Genomic DNA, 17,063 nt, shown 5'->3' with positions numbered 1-17,063 from the left:
GTTTAGCCTTCGATGATGGGAATTCGACCCTGATACACGGCACCTCCCGAGATGCGCATGAAGTACTGCAAGTTCGGCAAGCTATGGAGGAGGCGAACCGGGATCAATGGCACCTTCTCAAGCTGAAGCGAGCGCGATTGCGAGCCGCTGAATTCCAGTGCATGCGCCTCTGTAGTCGTGTTCAAGCTGTTCGAGACGTTCACCACGCGGATCGCGGTTTCGCCGACCTTGTCGGAGAACCACTTAGCAGTATCTGAGTCCTCCAGTCTGAGGACAATCTGGTTGTTCAGGTTACCCAAAACCTGCAGCATTTTTGCTGCGTTTCCGAGTTTTGCTTCTAGGTCGGCGCGCGCCTGAAAAGCGACAAACGCCTTGAACCCGGCCCCGCGTCCCTTGTTGAGGATCTGAATCACCTGCTCGTTGATGGCCTCGGCGATCTCGTCGATGATCAGCACGACGTCGGGCTTCTCCGCGTAGAAGTTATAGATCGCCCCGCACACCGCCGCGACGTCAGACAGCGCCATTGAGGCGATCGCTTTCTGCACGATGTTGTTCGACAGGGAATCCAGGCCCATGTAGAGGACCGCCTTCTGCTTGATGATCTTGTCGATGTCCCATATTTCACGCTCGTCCTCGAAGTCATCTGCCTTCGGTGCGAGCATTAACCCGGTTTCGCCGGTCGCCAGCATCTGCAGCAGCGGCAGCGCCGAGGCGATGATTTTCATGTAGTGCTCGCGGTCGTGCGTGTGCGTCGCGATCAATCCGTCGATCGTCTCGTGCCCGCGATCGTGGGCGGCAAACCGGTCCAGATACAGCTTGACCATCCCGTCAACCATTGACGCGTCGTTGCGGCGCTGCGCGTCTTTAAGCGTTGCCGTGACCGTCAGCTCTTCCCAGTCCGCCAGCCCATTTTCGATGAAGAAGCGGCGCAGGCCGCGTTCCAGCAAGTTGGAAATCCCCGACTGCGCGTACTTCAGGATCGATCGCAGGTTGGGCTTGTCGCCGACGTACAGCTCGCCCTTCACCGCGCGGTCGATGAACAGAAACGCGAAATCCCGGAACTGGCCCTCTTCCATCAACTGTGCAATCCGCGATGGAATTTCCGACGGCTGCGACCAGTTTTCGAGCGGGTTCAGGCGAATCGACTCGTGCGGTTTGGCCTGATTGAAGTAGAGGAACTTGCGGCCGGTGCGGGCGCACTCCTTCTCAACGCGCTTTTTCCACTCGTCGTCGTTTTTGGGGTCGACGATGATCAGAACGTCTTTGGGGTTATGGATCACCTGCGTGGAAATGACTTCATACGTCCGGGTCTTGCCCGCGCCTGTTGTGCCGGCCACGAGCGTGTGACCGCCCATTGCCTTGTAGTGAAACGGCACCTTCACCTTCTGCGGCTCCATGCCGTGGATCCACGATGATCCCTGGGGCATGCGATCCCGGATGCTGTCGCTCGGTCCGAACAGCCGTTCAATGCGCGCCTCGACGGTCCGACCGATTTCGGTTTTGGGCAGCCACTTGGGCAACGACGGAATATCCGTCACCGGCATGCGAAGAATCTCGTGGGCGATCTGCGTGTGCTTCTGCGTCCATTCGTAGCCCGTGCCCAAGTACATCGAGTCCGCTTTTTGCCGCATCGTCTTCTGCGTGGCGAGGAGCTTGTCAATATGGATCTTGCTGAGCCACTTCGTGGAAATCGCCATGCGAAAGCTCAGCGCCTTCCAGATTTGCAGTGCGCGTATCGACAGCAGCAGCACACCGGCCAGAGCGAATGCCCAGCCGTACGGCATCCCCGAGGCTAGGATTCCAACGATGACCACCGGCCAGACGACGAATGGCCTGAACTCGTAGATGGGTCGGAAGTGGTTGACGTAGCTCATGCCGCTGGCCGCTCCATGATGAGACGCCCTGCTCGCTCAACGATGCAGATATCGGTGCCATGAGCGCGCATGAGTAGCTGCCGCTTCTTTAGTTGCTCGACGAGCGTATCGCTCGTCATGCCGTACGCGCCGACAAGGCGCTTTTGCACGGCAAGGCCTTTTTCTTCCCAGGTGACCTTCGCGTTTCCCGACGCGACGTCGCCCGCGAGTGCCTTGAAGAACTCTTTCATCATCGCGGCACCCGGCCCCAGCACCTCAGTTAGTTCCTCGTCTGACGGCCCGGTTCGGCTGCCGGTGCCACGGCCGGTATGAGCCGCCGCAGGGTCGATCGCTGCCGGGCGCCGTGGCGCGGGGGTCGGGACTGTGGAGGACTCAGTCTTTGCGGCTGCATCGCCCGGTGCTTGGCTGCGCTTCAACGCGTCACGCAACGACTGAGACAATTTAGGCGGGGCTCCTGAGACCTTCTTGTCAGCGGAGTTCGTTGCGGCCGCGCTGGGCGTTGTCGAAGCCGGGGCAGTCGGGGCCGCCATGTCGCCGGATGCCGGCGCTGGCTGCGGATGTGGCTCGTTTGAGGACGTCTCACCGCCTGCCGGGGCCGTCGATTGGACAAAACGCGGCTCGAGCGCGAGGGCGACATGCACGGCGGACGGAACATCGTATTTGACCGGCGCAAACACCGCCTTCTGCGCTTTGCGCTCAAAGTCCACGGCAACGTCCATCGCCTGCCGTACCACTTTATGGACGAGCGGCTCGTAACCTTGCGGACTGCGCTCTGGATTGATCGCGTTGAAAAGGTCGTCAAGCACCCCGGTGTCAAACCCGGAGAGCAAATCCGGCGCGATGACAGTCTGGGCGAACATCGCGGTGCGCATCCGCTCGTTCTTGAGCGGCGCTGCTCGCCGTTCCACCGTGTATTGGCCGCCGCCGAGCCACGCGCCGAATGCGCCGTGTGCCGCCGGATTCCACTTCGACCGGTCGGACAGGCGAATCATCTCGAAATGACGGAAAGGCTCGTCAAGCAGAGAACACGCAGCCGCCAGGAAGACCGCATAGTTGTATTGCGGCTCGAGCCGCCGCCGGTTGTCGGACGTGAGGTCCGCGGCGAACTTCTGCGCACCGGCCAGCCGCATCGCATAAAACGTTGACTCGATCGTCGCGCGGAAAGCACCGCCCGGCTCACAGTGCAGCTCCGGCGTGAGCGGCATCGAGGAGAACCAGCTTGCGCAGCGGCGCAAGACGGACACCCACTTCCGTGCGAATTCCGCTTCCGTGCTCTCATTGGCGCACTGGCGAACGAGCTCAATGCGCTTATGGTGCGTCGTGAACAAGTCTTCGATCGCGATAGCTTCGTGAGCGACTGTCATGGAATGAATTTGCTCGCCAGCTTCAAAGCGCCAGTACCGGTCGCCGTCGCACCGCCTCCGAAGATCGTTGCCAGCTTCGGAATCTCGAAGGACAGCAGCAGCACGAACACCGCCAGGTCGAAGACATACGCCCCGTTGACGGTGGTAGATCCGCCTACGTGGGTCGCCTTGCTCACCGCGTCTGAAATGGACGTCCCGACAAGCTTTATCAGGACGGCCACCACAACGGTGTACATCCCCGCGCTTATCATCCAATCGAGCCACTTCTTAAAATAGCTGCGCGTGTACGACGAGAAGCCAAGCGCAATCGCAATCGGGCCAAGGACGATACCGACGGCGGCCTGAATCTGGCCAATCGCAGTGTAATAAACGAAGATGATTGAGGCGAGAACCATGAGCATCCCCGCGAAGGCGAGAACAATGACATCGGTTAACAGCGCGGGAATGTCCCACAGCTTGACCGTCTTTAGCTTCGCCGTGAGCGCGTCGATGATGGTCCCCGCTAGAGAGGCCATCTGGGAGCCCACCGACCCGTTGTCGGAATTGCTGATATGTGCCGCCAACTGCTCAAACCACGTCCAAAAGCCAGCCGCCGACGACGTGTAGCCAAGGTACAAGGCGACGAAGATGCCGAGGACAGCCACTTCCTCGAACAGGTCGACCCACGCGGAAATCGGATGGTGGGTTCCGGCGAACCTCACTCCGACGAGAACTAGCGAGATAACGCCCAGGCCCCACGCGAACATGTTGGCCTCGCTCATCACGTTGGAACTTGCATCCACTGCCGTCGTGACGACGTTGCCGAGCAGGACATGGATCTGCTGTGCGGCGCTGCTTGCCCCCTTGCTAAAGTCGCCCGCCTGGCTTGCCAGCAGTGCAGCCGAGCTAGTCGACGACGCCAGCACAGCGGGGGCGGCTTGCGCCATTGTGCGGCTAGCAGTAAAGCCGATGCAGCAGATCACCGCCAGAAAGACGAGGAGCGACCTTATGAGCGACATTGCTGAGCGCACCATCATTGCCCCAGCACCTTCGAGGATCCGATTTGAGCGTCGAATGCCGCTCGTTCTCTGTCCTGTTGCGCCTTGAGCGCCGCCTGACTCGCATTGTTCGCCTGCTGGTCCGCGACCGTCGCCGAATCCTTGACCGCGTCGCTGCGCTGCTTTGCCGCCATCATCGTCAGAAGGTCGCTGTTCTGGCTGGCGATGATGTCGAGCATGTGGGTGGTCAGCTGAGCCGTTGCCTGCATCGTCGGCGACATGTTCAGTTGGTCCTGAATTTCCCGCCGGCGCTTCGCGAGCGTGCTGACGTGCGAGATCACGTCGTTGCCTTGCTGGAAAAGCTGCTTGGCCGTCTTGTCGCTGTTCTGCAATAGGGTGTTCTGATCCGTGAACCACTGGTCGGCCGACTTTCCCGATTGCGTAATTAACGCCTGCACCTTGCTCGCATACTCGGCGTTGCTTTGCAGCCCACCGTACAAATCCTTCAAGGCGTCGGTGTACTTGCTCAGGCCCGAAATATCGTCCTTGATGCTGTTGAACTGCGCCAGCATCGCGGCCGGATTGAGGTTGGTCGCCTGCTTCAACTGATTTAGCATCATCTGGTACTGATAGACGAGGTTCGAATCTTGATAGACCTCACCCTTCACGGCTGCCGCCGCCGTCATCGTGTTTTGAATGAAATTGGACGCGTCGAACACCGGCATGTTCGCGTTGGCGTGTTGCACGAATCCCAGCGTCAAAACGCCGGTGGCTGCGACGCAGCGGAGCAGTTTTTTCATCATGGCGATACCTTTATCTAATGCGTTCAAGCGTTGACGAGCACGTCGCGCACGTAGTCCTCCCGCCATTGCGGGCTGCCTGACTTGACGTGCTTGTCGAGGAGCGCCTGCGCGCGACCATCCGAGCGCAGGTAGGCGAGCGCCTCCTTCGGGAACTGCGCCTGCAGCATCCGGCTTTGCTTGGCCGTCACCCACAGGTAGTCGCGGTTTGGCACCGCGTCAGAGATCATCTTGATCTGGTGCTGCGTGAGACCAAACACGTCGCTGTACAAGCCCTGGTTGTTGATTGCGTCGCTGTTCGGCAGGTAGATAATGTTCGGGATGTTCTCTTTCAGAATCTCGAAGTTCGGCACACGGGCCAACTGGCCGAGCGACTGCGTCGCCATCACCAGCGCGGCGTTGAGCTTTCGGATCGTCACGGCCCAGATTTCGAGGCGCGCATAGAACTTCGGGTACGTGAAGAAGAAGCCCGCCTCTTCAATTTCGATCACGGTGTAGCGCTTGCCGTCAAGAATCTGCGCGATCCGGTAGAACGCATAGTCCATGAACAACGCGGCGGCCACCGGGAAGTTTTGGAACAGGTCGCCCATCTCGATCGACAGGTCATCCGAGATGGCGAAGCCGTCTTCGGCGTGGTCGAAGAACTTGCCGTTCTTGTTGCCTTCGGTCCAGACCTGAAGGCGCTCGCGCAGATCGGCGGGCAGCAGCGTGATCAAGCTCGACAGACGCCACTTCTCAGGCGGGAAGCCGAGCGCCAGCGTCTTGATGCGGTCGTAGATCTCAGTTTGCTGCTGCGGCGTGCAGGTGTAATCCTCGCCCTCAATGGCAAGCTGCACCCAGTCCGCGACGTAAGACCAGTGCTTTTGGCCGCCGATCAGCGAGAGCGGATTAACGGACGTCGCCGCCTCGAAGCGCCCCGTTGCATCGATGAACCGGCCGCCACCGAGCAGCGTCGGGATACGGGTCGATCGGTCCTTGTCAAATCGAATGCGGCGCGCGCCGTGGCGGCCCGTCTGCGTCATCAGGTAGTTCAGAAACACGGACTTACCCGCGCCGATCGGACCGACAACGAGGGTGTGCGCCTTGCCGCCAGGATGGTGCAAGTCGAAATACTGAAGCGTGCGATGGCGGGTGGGCAGACACGTCAGCGGCCCGGTTTTCGTACCGGACTGCTGCGTCAGCCATTCGTTGACCTTCGAACCCTCGCCCACACTGCAAAGCGGGGCGATGTCGGAGACGGCAGGCGTCTCAACGAACTGCAGGCGCTTCTGCTGATCCCAGCGACCCGGCAGCGTCGCGCTCCACGATGCGAACAGGTTCGTCTTCTCGAGAATTACGCCGAAGCCAGCGTTGCCGATGACGCCGACCACCTGACGCGTCGCGTCTTCGCATTCCTCGGGCGTGCTGCCGTAGACGACAACCGAGATGTTCGCGAATCCGTATTGCTGGCCTTCGGCGTCGAGTTTCGCCAACGCGTCACCCGCCTCCTTCGCCAAGATCTCACGGCCTTCGTCGTTTTTCTGCGCTTCCTTCGTTGCCCACTGCTTGAGGATGGCGACCGGGTTGAAGGCCGCGACCTTGTAGAAGCCGCGAATCTTTTTGATGTACGCGCTCGCCCGCGAGGTGTCGAGGAAACGGAACATCACGCAGACGTCCAGTTCCGCGTCTACCTGCGAGAGGACGTCGAGCGCCGCTTCCTGAAAGCCCATCCATTCCTTAATGCCGATGATCCGCGCGTACACCTTGCCGTGCGCCGATTCGAACATCAGTTCCGTGGCGCCGATCGTGACTTCCGTCTCGGTCAGGTGCGTGTCGAGCATCGTGACCGGATAGCGCACTCGGCGCTTGGGCGACGACGGATTCGCGCGCTGATGCAGAAACGACAGAACATTCTGAAGCTGCAGCCGCTTCATCTTCAGGCGCGTGACACCGCCAACAAAACCGTCGATCACCGACTCGAACCGCTTGATCTCATTTTGAATCTTCGTGAGGTCGAACGCGAAGGCGCTGCGCGCGAGAATCGTGTCTTTCACCGCCTCGAACATCGCCACAGCCAGGTTCTTGCCGCCGACTGTCATGTGATAGCTGATCTTGTCGAAGATCCGCGAGATTCCGGTTTCGGGCGTGAATGCGAGCGCGAGCGAGTGCGCGTTCTTGAAGTACTTGCCGCTGCCGATGATTGCCTGATTGATCGCGTCGACGCGCGCATCGGCCTCCGACGCAAAGGTGCCGTCCATGCCACCGCGCACGCGCCGGTGCGACATGCGCCACCACGCGGTCACGCGGTGATCGAAGTTACGGCACGCGTGATCGAGGTTGTCGCGGGCGGCGGTGATGTCGCCGGGATTGGGCGAGTCCGCGTCGATGCCTTCGAACTCGAACACGGTCAGCAACGACCCGTCCTTATTGAGCACCAGTTCGGGCGTGACCATCGTCGCCCACGGCGCGATCTCCTGCACCGCGCGCTTGGTGAACATCATTTTCAGCATGGAAGGTCCTGATCAAACCCATACGGCCGCTTGAAGCGCGCACTAAAACGGCTGCTCGGCCCCGGCTCATAGACGTCCGGGTAGCGGTTGTACACCAGCATCACGATTCGCCACCACGGGTCAGTCGAGCTCTTCCAGCGCAGAAAAACATGCACCAGCACGCCGACGACGAGGAACGCCGGGGTCCAACTCGTGTAGGTGAGCAACGCGGTCATCGTCCCGTTGAAAATGGCGAGCCCTCGGTCTGCTCCGCCCATCTGGCGCGGCAATGAGAGGCCTCGACTAACCTTGTGCTGGCGCATATCAGCAGGCGTTGGCCATGTGAAAATGATCGCGCATGATCGGCACGGCGACCGACGCAATGCCGAGACCGACCAGCACCACCGAGAACGTCTTGGCGATATTGCTTTCCGAATTCGCCACCGCGACGCCGCCCAGCGTGATGAGCACGATGCCGATGCCGTACAGGTACGGGCCGCTGATCAGGTTGCTGATCGTGCAAATGATGTCCGTCAGGCCCGTCAGGCTCGAGAAATCACCCGCGGCCATCGCAGCCATCGACACGACGCTCAGCAACGCGCCAACCAGCATCGGCTTGCCCGGACGCAGACGCTTGGCTACCGTTGTCACTGTGTTCAGTACCTTCTTTCCCTTCATTTGATGCTCCCGTTAAAAAACGCGTTGTAGGTCGTAATCGTTGTTTTTGAATCCCCGGATTTCAAGGATTTCGGAGACGTGCCGCATTTCGCCGGTGCGCTTGAAGTGCACGACGTAGTTGAAGCAGTCAGCGATGTTCTTGCGCATGTCTTCTAGCTCCCAACGCGATCCGGTCGGGATGCCGAGCATGGCGAGCGATTCGAGGCGGCTCAAGGCCGTGCGCCCGTTGTTCGCGTGAATCGATGCCAGACCGCCGTCGTGGCCGGTGTTGAGCGCCTGCAGCAGGTCGTAGGCTTCGCCGCCGCGCACCTCACCAACGATGATGCGGTCGGGGCGAAAGCGAAGACAGAGCGCGACGAGCAGCTGCGTCGTCACGTTTGTGTCGGCGTTCGAGAGCAACCGCACGCGATTGGGCACGTGCAGCTTCAGTTCCATCGTGTCTTCGATAGAGATTACGCGCTGGTCGGACGGGATCTGCTCGATTAGCGCATTAAGGAACGTCGTCTTACCCGCCGACGTGCCGCCGGCAACGAGCACGTTCTTGCGCGACTGGACGAGCGCGACGAGCGCGCGCATGAGGGCTGCGTCCTCGATGCCGTTCTCGAAATGAATGGCTTCCGCGTATTCCGGTCGGGCGTTGGCTGCGGAAAACGCGCCCATGTTCACGTAGTCCGACAGCGTGAGTTTCGATTCACGGTGCTTTCGGATGCTCAGCGCGTGCCCGTCGATCGACGTTGGGCTCATCACCGCTGCGATACGCAAGTTTTGGTGGCCCGCGTTGATGATGCCTTTGTCGCTTCCCGCCTTTGCCGACTTTTCGACGGACGACGCGAGCGAGTGGATCGCTCCTTCGAGCTGTTCAGGGCGCAGGTCAATGTTCTCGCGCGTCATCACGCCACGACGCTCCACCCAGACGTTGCGGTAATCGTTGATCATGATTTCCGCGAGGTCGGGCGAATCCAGCAGCTCGCGCAGCGGCGAAAGCGCATGGAAGAACATGCGCACGGCTTCCGCTTCGAGGGGGCGCAGCTTCAGCAGTGGGTTATCGGCAGACTCGGACATGCGATGCTCTGTGGGCGATCTAACATGTCGGGTATTGTTGGTGGTGCCACGCGCACGCGGGTATGAAAAGACGCCTCAAATTGATCGGCTTTCAGGACATTGCCAAACTATCGCCCCCGGGATTTGGCGCCGGCCTGGCAGAAGGGCCAAGTGAATTATCATGATGAAACGCATTTGCCAGAAAGACGCTAAAAATGATGTAGCTTTCCGGCTACCGCCTGCGGCGACTGGCTGTTAAGCATTTCCCATCGTCCGCGGCGGGCGTTGCTCGTAGCGTTACGGGCCTGACATTTTACGTGTCGCCGTCGCCCGCCGTGAGCCGCTTTGTTCGTTATTCCGCCCTAAGTCATCGGCGATGCGCATCGGAAAACCAATCAAACCGCTTCCCCACCCAGATTGCGACTATTGCGGCAATCCAGCCGTCCTCGCCCGTGCAGGCGACGACGCCTACCCTTACCGGGACGACCACGGCCCGCTGTGGCTTTGCCAAAACTGTCATGCGTGGATCGGCGTGTTCCCGCGCAGCAAGCGGAATGTCCCGCTCGGACGCCTTGCTGACGCGCGCCTTCGTGAACTGAAGGCGAAGCTCCACGCGGCGCTTGAACCGCTGGTGGCGGCGAAGGTCCGCCGCGACGGCTGCAACGTGTTCGAAGCGCGCGCAAAAGCGATGAAATGGCTGGCTGGCGAGATCGGCGCGGACGTCGAGAAGTGCTCGATCCATACCCTTGACGCGGACCAGTGCGCGCGCGCGATAGCGGTCGTCGACGAGTTCCAGCGCGCCCGCACCGCCACCGCCTCTTTAGAACCGGCTTGGGAAGATCGTTAACCCCGGGCAGTCAAACATACGTTTCCTATGTCCAGGACCCTTCCCTTCCAGCGTTCGTCTCAAGCCGCCCGCGCGCGCCTGAATAAAGCACAATTGCTCCCGATTCCCCGCGCGGTCGTCGACGACCTGGCGCTCCGGGCGCATCTCTCCTTGGAAGCCCTCCGCGGCGACTGCGACGAGATCGCTCCCGCGCAGCACATCACCGAGGTGGTACTACTGGCTAAGTTTCTTTCCGAGGCAGGCCACGGTGAGTTCTCTCACGAGACGCTGCTGGCGGCCGACCGCGCAATGGCGCAGGTTTTCGAAGGCGGTCGAGAGCGCGGGATTTGGCGGATTTGCTCCGACGCGGCGTTCGCTTTGCTGACCGCAGTCATCTGCATGTACGACCAGCAATTGCAGACGGTGAGCCTCGGCGCACTCACCGCGGCGAGCGAGCGCCTCGAGCGGTTCAAAGGTGGCGAGGCATACCAGCCGCTGCAAAAACGCCGCGCGTGAACTGCTGAAGACGAAAAAAAGCCCGGCAAATCGCCGGGCTCGTTTTTCATTGGATGCCCGGCCCAGCCGGGGTCTAGCAGATCACCTCCATCGTTTCCCCAAACGGCGCCTTGCGGGCGCGCGTCAGAGGGGTGGTCGATGCCCATAGCACCGGGTAGTGCGGCGCGACGGTGGGAAAGCGCCCGACCATATCTGTCAGGTAGACCAGAAAGGCGGGGTTCATGCCGTCTTCCGCGACCCGATTGAACGGGTCGACGAACGCCGTCCCGCCCCCGCCGCGCACAGGCTTGATATCCGGCGAGTCGCCTCGCTCGAAGATCTGCACCTGCGTGACGCGCGTGTCGCAGTCCATCACGATCAGGCGCGCTGGCTTCAACGAGTGGAAAACCGCGAGGATCTCCGCGTCGAACTGCGCCTGCGTCTCGTCGAACACCGAACCGCTGGAGTCACGCACGAAGACCGCATCGCCGATCGCCGGTGTATGCAGCGACGGCAGATAGAAGCCGAGATGCAGATACCGGCGATTCGGCGCCGCGAAGCTGTAGTCCGACGGCGACGACTGCTGGGCAAAGCGATGCAGCACCGCCCGCCAGTCCACGACAGGCCGCACCGCTTCGCCCGCCATCGCCTGCAGATCACCGGGGAGCTTGCCGCGCATCGCGGCCGCTTTCGCGGCTTGCGTGACGGCAACCTTCCACCCCGCTTCCTTTACCGGCTTGTCCGGCCCCTTGTAGGGCCGCACTTCACCGAATGAACCGGGACGCGAAGGCTGATCGCCGGGCGACTGCCCCGGCGCGGCGCCGTTCTGGCCACCGGGCTTCGGAGCCTGCTTGCCGTTCGGCTGCTGCTGGTCTTGCGGACCTGGCTGCGGCTGCTGCGGCTGTTGCGGCGGCTGATTCGGCTGCGGAGGCTGTTGCTGCTTTTCCTTCGCCTCCTGTGTCAGCAAACCGTAGATCTCCTCGGCCGACTTGCCCGTATAGCGCGGATCGACTAGCGCGCCTTTCGGCAGAACCATGCCCGACGACAGCACGATCGGATTGATCGCGTAGTCACAGGCATCGTTCCATCGGTTGAGGTCTCGCGCGCCCTGGCGCCAGCAGTGACCATTGGCCACGTGCAGCACTTCATGCGCGACGACACCCCGGACTTCGAGGTCGCTGAGCGATTCCATGTACGTCGGGTTGTAGCCCAGCGTTTCGCCATCCACCCAGAAAGTCTTGGCAGTCGGATCCTCGCGGACATCCAATCGGAGCGAGAGCGCTCCGAAGAATGGTTGCGAGAGGACAAGCTCGGTCCGCTGCCGGGCAAGGCGCGGATGGACCGCGCTACTGCCCAACACCACATCATTGCGGTCCATGACGCCCCCTTACGCGACGAGGCGCAGTTGGCTCGCGTGCGCCGATTCGACTTCCATCGGCTCCGGCTGCATGCCCATGAACGCGGCCATCAGCCCTTCAATCTCCTGTGCCTTGCTGGCCACCTGAGAACGAAGCACGCGCGAGTCTTTCAACTCCGCCCCCGTGTGCACGGCCAGATGCGTCTTGGCCTGCTCGAGGATGTGCGTGAGCTGCGGGTCGTTCGCGAAGTTCAGCTTCGGCAACAAGGCGCATAGTTCGCGCACGTTGTTGGCGACGTCGAGTCGCACGTTGCCCGTCGCGTACAGGCGGTTCTCCATTTGCGAGACGGCTTCGTACAGACGCCGCACCAGGTCCTCGTTCGCGGTCGTGATCGAGGCCAGAACGTGCTGGTCCAACTCGCTCTTGAGCGTGTTGAGCACGTTCGCCGGAAGCTCGACGCCGAACTGGCTTGCGTCGGGAAACGGCAGGACGGCCATCTTCACGCCGAACTTCGTGGACAGCTCAGCGAGAGTCGGATAGTCCGCCTCGTTGAACAGCCCGTTCAGTTCTTCGCGAGCCGCCTCCTTCAGGTTCAGGTAGTCGGTTAGGAACACGGAGACCGCCAAGTCGAACTCGTCTTTTAACGAGCGCATCTTTTCGGCGAAGTCCATGTACACCATCGTCGGCAGCAGCCGCACGCCCAACTGGTCGTACTTCAGGGTGTGGTCGTAGAAGTACGAGCGGATGCGGCCGGCGAGCGTCACGACTTCTGCGAAGCTCGGCGCGTGCTCGGGCAACAGGCGTTTGTTGAATCTGCCGATGCCCTTCGCGTGGTGCTTGCTCTCGACTTCCTGCGTCACCTTGCCGTCGAAACGGCGGGCGACCCAGGTAGAAATCGTGACGGAGCAAAGCATGACCTTCGATTGAATGGAAGTGATGTCCATGAGAAAACCTCGTAGAAATGGAATGGATAAAGCCAAGAAAAAGGCCCTGCGCGTCCGAAGACACGACAGGGCCAACATGGGTGATGCTGAGAAAGGGGTATTGCGTGATTACTCGCCGCGGATGATCTTGCCGATCTCTCCGCCTTGCGCGCCAATGAAGGCATACGAGTTTTGGATCTGCGGCGTGCGCTGAACTGCATCGCGCACCAGCAGCGCCGCGAACTCCCGGTGCCCTTCACCGATCAGACGCTCGGTGTAGCGCACGACGCGATCGAAGTTGTTTTCGTTCGCGCGTGCGGCAAGCGCGGCCGCGATCGCGTACAACGCCGAAGGCGTCGTCGGAATCATGGCCGTGTCGGGCGCGAGAAGAATCGCGTCCGGATTCGGCAGCTCGCGGAAGATTTGGAGGAACGCGACCAGTTCCGTCGCGGCACCCTCTCCCACCGAACCGGCGTAGGAAATGTGCTCCAGGTGCTTGGGGACTACTTCCATGGTTCTCGCCACGAACCCCCAGCTACGCGGGCTCGGTGCATTCTCGATATCGCGCGACGTCTTCTGCACGGACAGCAAGTCCGGACGGAAGCGCAGGAACGCGATGAGCGCGGGCGGGATGTTTTCGCGCACGGCCCACTGCGTCCAGTCGTCGATGGTCGGTTCCAGCTCGACCACCGTGGCGAAACGCGAGATCACCGGATCGAGAATCCCCGAGACACCGGCGTTGTCCGTGCGGCGGTTGGTGGCCGCGAGGAACGTGACCTGCGGCGGCAGAACGTGCTCGCCGACGCGCCGCGCGAGCAGCAACTGCATCTTCGCGGCTTGCACGGCGGGCGAGGCCTGCCCAAGGTCGTCCAGGAACCAGATGAGCGGTCGTCTGGCAGTCATCGCTCGTTCCAAATCCCCGAACGGCAGGAACTTGGCGGTCGCGCCATCGGGCGAGGGAAACGGCAACCCTTTCGAGTCGGTTGGATCCTCGACAACCGGGTGACTGATGAGCAGTTCGTGATCAGTCGCATGCGCGGTCTGTTCGACGATATCGCTCTTGCCGATGCCGGGGCGGCCAGTGATGAGCACCGGCAGGCGCTTCGGCACGTACAGCGAGAGGAGTTCGGTGAGTTGAGCGGGCGTGACTTTCATGATGGCTTCCAAAGAGAAGCCCCTTAAAGACTACGCCCGTAGGGACGTGGTCCCTGTGGGGCAAGATATGAAAAAGCCGGCTCGTGGCCGGCTGGGTCGATGCGTCAGTGACGCGGGTGATAGATGCAGTGTAGGGGTCGTGGGATCAGTCAATCCGTGGAAAGGTCACTATTTCATAGCGCCTTAAGCCGCCGTGTCTGCGCGAGCGGTGAAAAAAAACCCGGCACGATGGCCGGGTTGATCGAAAGAGAATCAGCTTGCGCGCTGTTCAAGCGCCACGCGCGCATAAGCGAGCGTACCGTCGTTTGCGCGAAGCGATACCTGCAATTGCCGCACGCGGTCAGCGAGCGCGTAACGCACGCTAGTCCCTTCGAATGACGCATCACCGTTGCGAGCGGAACGAGCTTCGCAAGCGGCAACGCACCACGCAACTCCGGCACCACGAGAAGCGGCTTGGCCCATTGCAAGTCGGAATCGAACTTCGACAACGAAGCGTAGTCATCGATCACCGCCTGCGCAACGGGCTTTCCCGCGGCGAGCGCGTAGGCCACATGAACCTCGTGCCGACCGTTGCACTGTCGATTGTCCAGCACCGGGCCGGCGTAGCGAAAGCCGAACCGACGCTCGAACTCGCCCTGCAGCAGCTCGAACAGGTCCAGCCCGCGACGGCCGCTCTTAGCCGCCTCTTCGTTGGCTTGCGCCACCTGCTCCGAGGAGAACAAATACAGCGGCTCGAGTGCCAGATCAAAAGCCAGATAGAGCAGTTGCCAGTGCTGGCGCCGGATTTGCCACGCTTCGAGCGCGGCGAACGACAGTCTGAAGTAGGCCGCGTCGATCTCGTCGATGAGCGACAGGAAGAGGCTTGTCGCCGTTCCAGGCCGACGAACGGTCAGCGTGCCGTTATAACGAGTGACGGATACGGAGTGGCTGACGAACGTAAGCGCGATCTTCGCGGCGTCAACTGCTGCGACACTCGCGTCGTCTCGCAGGAAACGGAGCACTTCGAGCATCGTACGGAAGGAATGGGCGGAGCCCGAGAAGGAAAGCTGAAACATGGGCGATTGCCTCGGAAAGATGGCGGGCAATCGCTCCCTGTCGGGTCGATGCCCGGCAAGGGTTAAGTGCGCCAAAACGGCGCGGATAAGAGTTGAGAAGCTATTACGCCGCGTCGATTAGACGGGCGATCAGACGCGCGAGGGACCACGCGTGGTCAGTCGAAAACACCTTCGCGCGAAGCAACATCATGATCGCGTAGGTCCGGTCGAGCGAGTCGCTGAGCTGCGGTCGGCTGACGAAGTCCACATGAACGATCCACCCTTCCGACTTGCCGATGCACACAGACACGGAAATCCGGTCGTGTGACGACGGCTCGGGCCACGGTCTGCTGTGGCGCGCTCCGTACATGGCTTCGTTAGGGTCGTCCTGCAGGTTCGCGGGGCAAAGCCACTCCGGTTCGAGCTCCGTTCCGCGCACGAAGCGGCACAGATCCTGGAAAACCTGATCGACCGTCTTGCCGTCGGTGTCCAACCGGGCGACTGACTTGAGATCGACTGCACCATCGGCGGTGATACCGTTGCTGACAGCGCCCGACAGCACATCGGCGTTTGCTTGAGACATAACCAGCTCCTGAAATGAAAAACGCGCCCGAGGGCGCGCTAGAAAAAGAAAAGTCAAAAAAAACCGCACCCAAGGGTGCGGTTCTGTCTGTGGACTCAGCTTACGCTGTGTCGAATCATTTGCCCCAATCGCGCTCGCGATCGGCTTTGCGACCGTTATTCGCGGTCCACATGAAGAAAGCCGCGATGGACACGCCAAGCACTACCGTAAAAATTGTTGCGCCCACGTCATTCTCCTTTCATCACGTAATGGCCTGCATACCACAATACTACTCCAAGGGCAGCCAGTGCGCTCGTACCTGCAATCGTCAGCGGATCCCAAGACGACGTCGAATGCGCGTAGCCGACTGCACCGCCGATCGATGCCGCCGATAGAGTATGTAGATAGCGGCCGTTTTGGTGCCGCTGGTCCCTGGATGGCGTCGCGACTGCGTGCAGCAGCCGGCGGAAGCCAGGACCGGGTTCGGGGGGAATTGATACCAAATACCCGCCGTCGCCCGCCGTGTTCACCGGCAAGACATCGCCCTTGTACTCAAGACTGAACGACGGCGAGCACTCCGACTCCTCCATCTTGCCGAGTAGCCCGAGTACGCGCGGCGCAAGATGAACTTGGCCTGTCGCAGGATCGAGAGTGACCCGGTCCACGATCGTGGTGCCGGAGCTGTACTCGATTTTCACCTTGGCCAGTTTCATCGACGACCTCCGCACTTCAGGTCGATGCCACCGGCCAAACGCAGGCCGTCCAGCATCGCTCGATAGCCCGTGGGAGTTTCGAGCTGCGTCAGGGCGACGTGGTTCTCGCCACCGCCCGTCAGGTCGGAGCGGCCGCGCCGGGTTCTGAAGCTCAGCGCGACACCCGAGCCGCCTCGACGCTCAAGCGCGTCGACAAACAACGGCTCGGTGCGCAACGACACACGCACCGCTGAGTTGCCGCGGCGAGTATCGGTGACGATCTCGTGCGCATGCGCCGGAAGACGCAAGTCTTGGGCGACGCGCCGAAGAACGCGCGTCGCATGACGTTGCAGAGCCGCCTTCGCGCCAGCATTGGCACTACTGCGGTCCGCATAGAACACTCGGGGAAATTTCATGATTGCCTCATTGCAGACGAGGCAGGTCCCTCGCGGGGAGCCTGCCCCGCAAGGGTTGGCGCGGCTTTCACCGCGCATTCAGAAGATGCGTACTGCGACGCCCGGTTAGTGGAATCGCGCCTGGTAAGCGTCGAGCGCAGGCTTCAAGCGTTTGAAGCTCGCGTCGCCGTAACCGTCGCTGATCCGCCCAACCTCGGCGAACATATGCCGCCGCGCGCCCCATGGGCTGAACTCCGGGTGAGACACGATCGCCGAGAACTCGTCAACGTCGCCTGCTTGCGCAGCTACTTCCACCGGACGCATCCCGTAGAAGTTCTTGCGGTTGACATCGTTGGTCGAAGCATCCCAGCCGCTGGTTTGGCCGTGGGTGATCAACTGATAGTGGTTCATCGATGGTTCA

General features: G+C 61.2%; 18 protein-coding genes. 2 read left to right on the top strand and 16 right to left on the bottom strand.

Going from position 1 to position 17,063, the window contains the following annotated elements; all coding sequences use genetic code 11:
* Positions 1-2: 2 nt before the first annotated feature.
* The 8 genes from traD to P9250_RS31910 are packed head-to-tail and all read right to left on the bottom strand — an operon-like array spanning position 3 to position 9,223.
* Complete coding sequence (gene traD / locus P9250_RS31945; protein ID WP_310397441.1) at positions 3-1,874, bottom strand: conjugative transfer system coupling protein TraD; 1,872 nt, start codon at positions 1,872-1,874, stop codon at positions 3-5.
* The gene (locus P9250_RS31940; protein ID WP_310397439.1) at positions 1,871-3,238 is read right to left on the bottom strand and encodes a TraI domain-containing protein; all 1,368 of its coding nucleotides are present in this window, start codon (positions 3,236-3,238) and stop codon (positions 1,871-1,873) included. Before P9250_RS31940 ends, traD begins: the two co-directional genes overlap by 4 nt.
* Positions 3,235-4,254 carry a type IV secretion system protein gene (locus P9250_RS31935; protein WP_310397437.1) on the bottom strand — a complete coding sequence of 340 codons (1,020 nt, stop codon included), beginning with the start codon at positions 4,252-4,254 and terminating at the stop codon, positions 3,235-3,237. The genes P9250_RS31940 and P9250_RS31935 overlap by 4 nt, the downstream gene beginning before the upstream one ends.
* Positions 4,251-5,018 (bottom strand): type VI secretion protein, encoded by a 768-nt coding sequence (locus P9250_RS31930; RefSeq protein ID WP_310397435.1) that lies wholly within the window; start codon positions 5,016-5,018, stop codon positions 4,251-4,253. Before P9250_RS31930 ends, P9250_RS31935 begins: the two co-directional genes overlap by 4 nt.
* A gap of 23 nt (positions 5,019-5,041) precedes the next feature.
* Positions 5,042-7,504, bottom strand: coding sequence for a type IV secretion system protein VirB4 (locus P9250_RS31925; protein ID WP_310397434.1), 2,463 nt, complete (start codon positions 7,502-7,504; stop codon positions 5,042-5,044).
* The gene (locus P9250_RS31920; protein WP_239294732.1) at positions 7,498-7,806 is read right to left on the bottom strand and encodes a VirB3 family type IV secretion system protein; all 309 of its coding nucleotides are present in this window, start codon (positions 7,804-7,806) and stop codon (positions 7,498-7,500) included. The genes P9250_RS31925 and P9250_RS31920 overlap by 7 nt, the downstream gene beginning before the upstream one ends.
* A 1-nt stretch (position 7,807) precedes the next feature.
* Positions 7,808-8,161 carry a TrbC/VirB2 family protein gene (locus P9250_RS31915; protein WP_310397432.1) on the bottom strand — a complete coding sequence of 118 codons (354 nt, stop codon included), beginning with the start codon at positions 8,159-8,161 and terminating at the stop codon, positions 7,808-7,810.
* Between the two features lie 12 nt (positions 8,162-8,173).
* Positions 8,174-9,223: an ATPase, T2SS/T4P/T4SS family gene (locus P9250_RS31910; RefSeq protein WP_310397430.1), complete on the bottom strand. Its 1,050-nt coding sequence runs from the start codon at positions 9,221-9,223 to the stop codon at positions 8,174-8,176.
* A 355-nt stretch (positions 9,224-9,578) separates the two neighbouring features.
* On the opposite strand from P9250_RS31910, the gene P9250_RS31905 reads away from it, so the two are divergent.
* Together P9250_RS31905 and P9250_RS31900 are read left to right on the top strand one after the other, a co-directional pair.
* A complete protein-coding gene (locus P9250_RS31905) occupies positions 9,579-10,049 on the top strand; it encodes a zinc-finger-containing protein (RefSeq protein ID WP_310397428.1) in 471 nt (156 codons plus the stop codon).
* A 27-nt stretch (positions 10,050-10,076) separates the two neighbouring features.
* Complete coding sequence (locus tag P9250_RS31900) at positions 10,077-10,544, top strand: hypothetical protein (RefSeq protein ID WP_310397426.1); 468 nt, start codon at positions 10,077-10,079, stop codon at positions 10,542-10,544.
* 73 nt (positions 10,545-10,617) lie between these two features.
* Here the strand turns inward: P9250_RS31900 and P9250_RS31895 are convergent, their stop codons facing one another.
* From P9250_RS31895 to P9250_RS31860, 8 genes are all read right to left on the bottom strand, one after another.
* On the bottom strand, positions 10,618-11,901 hold the full coding sequence (locus P9250_RS31895; protein ID WP_310397424.1) for a DUF2201 family putative metallopeptidase: 1,284 nt from the start codon (positions 11,899-11,901) through the stop codon (positions 10,618-10,620).
* Between the two features lie 9 nt (positions 11,902-11,910).
* A complete protein-coding gene (locus P9250_RS31890) occupies positions 11,911-12,825 on the bottom strand; it encodes a hypothetical protein (protein WP_310397422.1) in 915 nt (304 codons plus the stop codon).
* Between the two features lie 108 nt (positions 12,826-12,933).
* A complete protein-coding gene (locus tag P9250_RS31885) occupies positions 12,934-13,959 on the bottom strand; it encodes an ATP-binding protein (RefSeq protein WP_250528359.1) in 1,026 nt (341 codons plus the stop codon).
* A gap of 173 nt (positions 13,960-14,132) precedes the next feature.
* Positions 14,133-15,014 (bottom strand): hypothetical protein, encoded by an 882-nt coding sequence (locus tag P9250_RS31880; protein WP_310397419.1) that lies wholly within the window; start codon positions 15,012-15,014, stop codon positions 14,133-14,135.
* Positions 15,015-15,117: 103 nt separating this feature from the next.
* Positions 15,118-15,576: a hypothetical protein gene (locus P9250_RS31875; RefSeq protein WP_310397417.1), complete on the bottom strand. Its 459-nt coding sequence runs from the start codon at positions 15,574-15,576 to the stop codon at positions 15,118-15,120.
* A gap of 227 nt (positions 15,577-15,803) precedes the next feature.
* Positions 15,804-16,268 (bottom strand): hypothetical protein, encoded by a 465-nt coding sequence (locus tag P9250_RS31870; protein ID WP_310397415.1) that lies wholly within the window; start codon positions 16,266-16,268, stop codon positions 15,804-15,806.
* Positions 16,265-16,663, bottom strand: coding sequence for a hypothetical protein (locus P9250_RS31865; protein ID WP_310397413.1), 399 nt, complete (start codon positions 16,661-16,663; stop codon positions 16,265-16,267). Before P9250_RS31865 ends, P9250_RS31870 begins: the two co-directional genes overlap by 4 nt.
* A gap of 105 nt (positions 16,664-16,768) precedes the next feature.
* Positions 16,769-17,053: a hypothetical protein gene (locus tag P9250_RS31860; RefSeq protein WP_310397411.1), complete on the bottom strand. Its 285-nt coding sequence runs from the start codon at positions 17,051-17,053 to the stop codon at positions 16,769-16,771.
* Positions 17,054-17,063: the final 10 nt, after the last annotated feature.

This window comes from Caballeronia sp. LP006 (assembly GCF_031450995.1).
In the GTDB taxonomy this organism is placed as follows: Bacteria; Pseudomonadota; Gammaproteobacteria; order Burkholderiales; family Burkholderiaceae; genus Caballeronia.
The sequence above is the reverse complement of the archived record's forward strand: the minus strand, read 5'-3'. Positions and strand labels throughout refer to the sequence as shown.

Excerpts from the sequence above, each read along its gene's own strand:
- traD (WP_310397441.1), bottom strand. The coding sequence starts at position 1,874 with ATGAGCTACGTCAACCACTTCCGACCCATCTACGAGTTCAGGCCATTC.
- P9250_RS31940 (WP_310397439.1), bottom strand. The coding sequence starts at position 3,238 with ATGACAGTCGCTCACGAAGCTATCGCGATCGAAGACTTGTTCACGACG.
- P9250_RS31935 (WP_310397437.1), bottom strand. The coding sequence starts at position 4,254 with ATGATGGTGCGCTCAGCAATGTCGCTCATAAGGTCGCTCCTCGTCTTT.
- P9250_RS31930 (WP_310397435.1), bottom strand. The coding sequence starts at position 5,018 with ATGATGAAAAAACTGCTCCGCTGCGTCGCAGCCACCGGCGTTTTGACG.
- P9250_RS31925 (WP_310397434.1), bottom strand. The coding sequence starts at position 7,504 with ATGCTGAAAATGATGTTCACCAAGCGCGCGGTGCAGGAGATCGCGCCG.
- P9250_RS31920 (WP_239294732.1), bottom strand. The coding sequence starts at position 7,806 with ATGCGCCAGCACAAGGTTAGTCGAGGCCTCTCATTGCCGCGCCAGATG.
- P9250_RS31915 (WP_310397432.1), bottom strand. The coding sequence starts at position 8,161 with ATGAAGGGAAAGAAGGTACTGAACACAGTGACAACGGTAGCCAAGCGT.
- P9250_RS31910 (WP_310397430.1), bottom strand. The coding sequence starts at position 9,223 with ATGTCCGAGTCTGCCGATAACCCACTGCTGAAGCTGCGCCCCCTCGAA.
- P9250_RS31905 (WP_310397428.1), top strand. The coding sequence starts at position 9,579 with ATGCGCATCGGAAAACCAATCAAACCGCTTCCCCACCCAGATTGCGAC.
- P9250_RS31900 (WP_310397426.1), top strand. The coding sequence starts at position 10,077 with ATGTCCAGGACCCTTCCCTTCCAGCGTTCGTCTCAAGCCGCCCGCGCG.
- P9250_RS31895 (WP_310397424.1), bottom strand. The coding sequence starts at position 11,901 with ATGGACCGCAATGATGTGGTGTTGGGCAGTAGCGCGGTCCATCCGCGC.
- P9250_RS31890 (WP_310397422.1), bottom strand. The coding sequence starts at position 12,825 with ATGGACATCACTTCCATTCAATCGAAGGTCATGCTTTGCTCCGTCACG.
- P9250_RS31885 (WP_250528359.1), bottom strand. The coding sequence starts at position 13,959 with ATGAAAGTCACGCCCGCTCAACTCACCGAACTCCTCTCGCTGTACGTG.
- P9250_RS31880 (WP_310397419.1), bottom strand. The coding sequence starts at position 15,014 with ATGTTTCAGCTTTCCTTCTCGGGCTCCGCCCATTCCTTCCGTACGATG.
- P9250_RS31875 (WP_310397417.1), bottom strand. The coding sequence starts at position 15,576 with ATGTCTCAAGCAAACGCCGATGTGCTGTCGGGCGCTGTCAGCAACGGT.
- P9250_RS31870 (WP_310397415.1), bottom strand. The coding sequence starts at position 16,268 with ATGAAACTGGCCAAGGTGAAAATCGAGTACAGCTCCGGCACCACGATC.
- P9250_RS31865 (WP_310397413.1), bottom strand. The coding sequence starts at position 16,663 with ATGAAATTTCCCCGAGTGTTCTATGCGGACCGCAGTAGTGCCAATGCT.
- P9250_RS31860 (WP_310397411.1), bottom strand. The coding sequence starts at position 17,053 with ATGAACCACTATCAGTTGATCACCCACGGCCAAACCAGCGGCTGGGAT.